The organism is Oleiphilus sp. HI0043 (assembly GCF_001634935.1).
In genome coordinates, this window is the sequence record NZ_LWEY01001392.1 from 1 (window position 1) to 1327 (window position 1327).

Annotated in this window: 2 protein-coding genes; one reads left to right on the top strand and one right to left on the bottom strand. The window is 46.1% G+C overall.

Features of this window, described 5'->3' with window-relative positions; genetic code table 11:
- A partial coding sequence (locus tag A3729_RS19035; protein ID WP_156498025.1) for a DEAD/DEAH box helicase occupies nt 1-225 on the bottom strand: 225 nt, incomplete at its 3' end.
- A gap of 257 nt (nt 226-482) precedes the next feature.
- Here A3729_RS19035 and A3729_RS19040 point away from each other — a divergent pair.
- Entirely contained in the window at nt 483-1097 is a 615-nt protein-coding gene (locus A3729_RS19040; protein ID WP_068509688.1) for a hypothetical protein, read from the top strand.
- Nucleotides 1098-1327 lie beyond the last annotated feature (230 nt).

A 1327-nucleotide genomic window follows, 5' to 3' on the forward strand; every position in this document is an offset into this window, starting at 1 on the left:
GACTTGATCCTGCATTAGTGCGATAAGAGGTGAGACAACAATACTCAAACCGTCCAGCATGACAGCGGGCAGCTGGTAACAAATAGACTTACCACCACCGGTAGGCATAATCACCAGGCTAGACTGGCCCTTAAGTGTACGTTCGATGGCACCCGCCTGATTGAGGCGAAAGGCATCATAGCCAAAGTAAGATTTTAGGGCGTGAAGCGCCGTGTCCATATTCATAGGTCGTTCTCCTGAAAGGGGCTGTGATTCTTAACTTCCCTTTGGGCATCATGAGGAGACACGTCGGGCAGGTCTTTCCAATTTATCGGCATCGCAAATTCCTTTTGCTAATGATTGAATTCACGAGAAGCCTAGCAAATATAGTGGGTCGCATGCAAAGTCGGCCAACACGATTTACATTACAATAGGCCAAAATATTAAACGCCATTCTGGCAACTAAACTAGATGGAACACCTCCTAAATGCTAAAGTAAGCAGATGCTAACTTCCTATAAGCCAATAACGCTAATAATAAAGCGCTCAATAGTCCTATTAGCACTGTTTTTATCAGCTTGCGCCAGCTTTGATCAGACCAACATTAAACCCGGTCAGCGTGTTGATGGCTTTACTTTCTCTTTTGAAGTGCCTACAGAAACACCCTGGTTTGCAGTCGTATATGGCACAAGTCATCGTCTGAAACTCAGCCAATTAAACCAAGACGATAGTTACTCCATTCTAGTCACCTTAACTCGCGGCCCAAGAAGCGGTATGTATTCGAGTGCCAACGCGCACTTACAGGCACTAAAGCGCCACCTGCAATTAGAACGGCAGCCAAAAGGTTTAGTCCTCCATCACCAGGCACAAGCCATTGATACACGCTATGGCGAATTATGCATTCGTCAAACCAGTAATAGCGAAGACTGGCGAGGTCGAGCAAAGCCCGGCCCAGCGCTGATAGACAGTATCACCCTGACCTGTCCTCACCCCGGCTTCGCAAACGTACTAATCAGCACGACGCTAAGCCGACGCTATGAAACTCACGCAGCAACACTTGAACTAACAAACTACGCAGACCAACTTTTCGCTTCATTCGAGTTTGAACCAGATTATTGAAAACACCATTCCGAAAAGTAAGGGTTTTCTCATTCTCTGAACTGAGTTAGTTTTAGCACCAGTCAAGTTCAAGGAGCGCATCATGAAAAAAATCATCATAAGCAATAGCGGGAAAGCAAATGTATTACAAGTTCAAGAGGCTGCCGACCTGGTGGCTGGTGATAAGGAAGTTCGTATTGCAGTGAAAGCTGCGGGATTGAATTTTGCTGATATTTTGGCTCGACAAGGCC

Coding starts and splice junctions, on each gene's coding strand:
- A3729_RS19040 (WP_068509688.1), top strand. CDS start 483: ATGCTAACTTCCTATAAGCCAATAACGCTAATAATAAAGCGCTCAATA.